The organism is Mesobacillus foraminis (genome assembly GCF_004340465.1).
GTDB lineage: Bacteria > Bacillota > Bacilli > Bacillales > Cytobacillaceae > Mesobacillus_B > Mesobacillus_B foraminis.
This window is the reverse complement of sequence record NZ_SLVV01000005.1, coordinates 1-3,925: the sequence shown is the minus strand read 5'-3', so window position 1 is coordinate 3,925 and position 3,925 is coordinate 1. Positions and strand designations below refer to the sequence as shown.

The 3,925-nt window shown below is 39.9% G+C and carries 2 protein-coding genes; one reads left to right on the top strand and one right to left on the bottom strand.

Translation table 11 applies throughout. The features are described 5' to 3' along the window. Positions 1-419: 419 nt before the first annotated feature. The gene (locus EV146_RS08995; RefSeq protein ID WP_158287056.1) at positions 420-1,454 is read left to right on the top strand and encodes a GGDEF domain-containing protein; all 1,035 of its coding nucleotides are present in this window, start codon (positions 420-422) and stop codon (positions 1,452-1,454) included. 227 nt (positions 1,455-1,681) lie between these two features. Here EV146_RS08995 and EV146_RS08990 read toward each other — a convergent pair whose 3' ends face one another. Further along, a complete protein-coding gene (locus EV146_RS08990) occupies positions 1,682-3,199 on the bottom strand; it encodes an extracellular solute-binding protein (protein ID WP_132004942.1) in 1,518 nt (505 codons plus the stop codon). Between the last annotated feature and the right edge of the window lie 726 nt (positions 3,200-3,925).

The following is a 3,925-nucleotide window of genomic DNA, read 5'->3' as shown; positions in this document are numbered from 1 at the left end:
GTAATTTGAAAAATAAAAGTGGGGCAGGGTGCCTAGCAAGTTTGAAAAATAAGCCAGCTCATTTGGAAGTTGTATGAAATTAAAAAACCTCGCTCAAGATGAGCGAGGAATGGCAACGCATAATGTAAATGGTAGACCTAGTATAACATACCATCTCTGGTATCCCTAATTATTTTTTTAAAAATAATAGGGGAGTGTGCTCATTTGTCCTTTAGGACCAATGATTGTGTTCCTAACGTGCTCATTTGTCCACCTGTTTGTTTTGTTCGTCTGTTGTCTTTTCTTCCTTATTGCACAACTTGATCATAGGTAAAATATTTTGGGAAGAGCTTCAATTGTGGAACGGATCAGTCGATATTATTATTAAAGGTTGAGCGCAATTGTATATAAGGTATTTTTTAAAGGAAGGGGACATGGGCTTGCGGGAAAATGTGAAATCACTGGATGAGCTAAAAAGGAATATCTATTCATGGATCCTTCCGTTTATTGTCTTTACGCTATTCCTCAATACCATTCTGCAGAACAGCTGCATGACAACCCTAAGTGGGATTGTCAATATTAGTTTAATCGTTTGGTTTTCAATCAGCTGGGTGCTGGTACGGGCAAAACAGAGCTTTCGATTTACGGAAATCTCCAATTTAATCCTTATTAGTATCTACCACATTATTAAATTCAGTGAAGTCCTTTTTGTGGGGGTGCTTGTTAGAGGTCAGGAGTCTTTAGGTGATTTCATTATTTGGATGCCCCTTTACATCCTTTATATATTTTTAACTTTAAAGAGAAGGCAGGGACTGTTTTTATCATTAATGGTACTGCTTGTCACCTTTATTGTCGGCATGACTTTATTTCGTGAAATTACTACAGACGTTAAAGATTCGTTAATTCAATTTTATGCAGCACATTTTGTGTATACACTGGTTTTATTTTACATTCATTATCTGTTTACTATACATACAGAGTTGAACCTGGTGAGGAAACAATCGCAAATTGATTCCCTAACCGGCATTTTTAACCGCCAGCATATGGATGAACTGCTTGCGGAAAAGCTCATGCAGCGCCCGAAAGAAAATAAACCGTTATCCGTAATATTTTTGGATATTGACCATTTTAAATGCATTAATGATCGTTTTGGCCATGATATGGGTGATTGGGTATTAAAAGAGTTTACAAGGGTGATAAGTGCTCGACTGACCGATACCGAATTTTTTGGTCGATGGGGCGGGGAGGAATTTGTCATTATTACCGATTCGGGGCTTGCTGAAGCCGGAGTATTAGCTGAGAGACTGAGAGTTATAATCGAACAGCACACATTCCAGTCTGCAGGGAAAGTGACCTGCAGTTTTGGAGTTTCCAGCTATCAGAATGGTGATGATGCATTATCACTCATTAAGCGAGCAGATGAAGGGCTTTATCTATCTAAAACAAGGGGCAGAAACCAGGTACTAATAAATTGACTCCGAAAGAGTGGCATATCGCGGCTCTTTTTTTGTGCGTCGGAATTAATGAAATCTAAAAATGAAGGTGGATTCTTCCTTGCCTATAAAAAATAAAAAACCTCGCCCGTGAAGAGCGAGGAATTGGCAACACATAATGTAAATGGTATGACTAGTATATCATACCAAGCACGGTATCCCTAATCTTTTTTGACTCTATCAAAAAAATGGGACATCCATTAATCTATTTATTTCTTCGCTGCCTTATAAAGTTTATTTATTTCTGCGATATAATCATCACCTCCGCTTTTGTGCCAGAGTTCAACGGCATCCTGGAAACCTTTCTCGTCAATCTGTCCTACAATGTATTTAATCCGTGCGTCTTTGATGATGTTATCCAGCTGCGGTCCTTTTTGAGCGTACACTCCCGAGATTAGCGATTCGGCTGGGTTGCTGACGACGAGTTCTTCATTGGCCTTCATGAGGTCATTTTCCTTCTTTCTTAAAGGAGTTGGTTCGACCTTTAAGCTTCTTTCCTCCGGGATAAACATCTGGAATTGGTTGAGGTCCTGATATTCACTTGTCAGGCCGGCATTTGTTGGATCGATAATCGTAAATTTCCCATCAACAAATTCATAGTGTTTTCCTTCAATTCCGTTGTACCCTAAAATCTGTCCGTCTTCATCATTTAGTTTGTCAAGAAAAGTCAAAACCTTTTTCAATTCTTTTTCCGTCTTGACATTGGTTTTGGAAATCGCCAGCATTCCTGAATATCCTGAGGTTGGCAGGGTATGTATTCCTTCTGGTCCTTCAATTTGGCTAAAAACATCAATGGAATCCGTATTTTTAGGGTCGATTGCAACAATTTTCTCCGCAATCCGATGCCCTTCATCCGCTACACCAAAGTAAACACCGCCGACACCGTTCACGATTTCCGGACTTGCTTCATCCACGACGGCAAAGTCTTCATCGATTAACCCTTCACTATACAGCTCTCTGAAGAATTTCAAGGCTTCCATGTATTCTTTTGTTTTAAAATCAGGGACAAGCTCGCCATTTGCATCCACGCCCCACTTGTTCGGCGCTCCAAACCAGATCTGCATCATATCCCAGGCCACTCCCGCCTTGTCTGAGACGATCCCTGTTGTGTCATTCTTGCCATTTCCGTCTGGATCTTCGTTTTTAAACGCCTTTAACACGGCGCGCAGTTCATCGATTGTTTTTGGGGTCTCCATCCCTACAGCCTCAAGCCAATCCTTCCGTATGGAAACCGCAAACCTTCCCAGCGGTCTTCCGCGATAGATACCATAGGTTTTGCCGTTAATGGAGGAGTTCTCAAGGATAATTGGATTAGCCTGGCTCAAATTTTTGTAATCCTTCAAGTATGGGCCCAGCTCCCAAAAGGCTCCGTCCTTTACTGCTTTAACAAAACTGGGAGTCTTGCCTGGCGCAAGAATGATGTCCGGAAGGTTAGTTGAAGCTAAGGTGACATTAAATTTCTCCTCATAGGAAGTAGAAGGCACCCACTTGATATCAATGTCGGTATCGGTGTACTCCTCCAGGGCTTTTAAAGCGGGACTGCTGTCGTTCAAGGTTGGAGTCGTATAGGAAGTCGTCATGATGGTGATTGCCTGTTTACTGGCTTGGGAGGAATTACCCTCGTTTTTAGCTACTGAAGTATTGCAGGCAGCCATGGTAGTTAGCAGAGCTGTACAAACGATTGGCACGGCCACTTTTTGGCGAATAGTTTTCCTTGATTTCTTCATCCATATAACCCCCTGATTTGGTTTGAAGGGACTGAAGGATCCTTCCTTTTATAAACACACCTCCATTCCGAAGGCTTGTCCCTCCTTTAAAAAATAAAGCGCTTTCATTTTTCCTGCAATAACACATTTTTAATACTTGGAATATACTCTATCTATTAATCCTTTTAAAATTGTACTTTTTTGTTTATTTAGTTAAAAGTGGGTGTTTGTATAAACAATTTTATTACAAGTTCCTGAAATAGAAGAATAAGAATTATCTTATTAAAATTTTAGTAGGTTGATGGAATAGTTTTTATTATAAGTAGGATTGGGGTGAGGTCTGCAGGTGATGAACATTTATTCCTTAGGAAATAATATAAAGCGCTTTTATAGGTACACGATGATATGGAAAAGCTTGATAATTAGCCATTTTTACCAGGAGGGTGATTCTTTGGAGTCTGTAATGATCTATAAGCGAAGTTATTTTATTTTTAAAACATCGTGAGGAAATATTTATAAAATCTTTTGTTGTATAAAGTTTTTGATATACCCGAATATTATTATCTTTTATTTTTATGAATATTGTACTAATGCCACCCCTGATACTTTTAGTGAATCTGAAGGAAAGGGCCTGGGAACGTTTTAGTCACCCGCTGGTGGTCTGGGCTGTTTCCCTTTTGACTACGGATCTTATCACTCGCAGTCTGACTCCCACGGATAAGTCATTGGCATTCGGAGTTTGTCTGA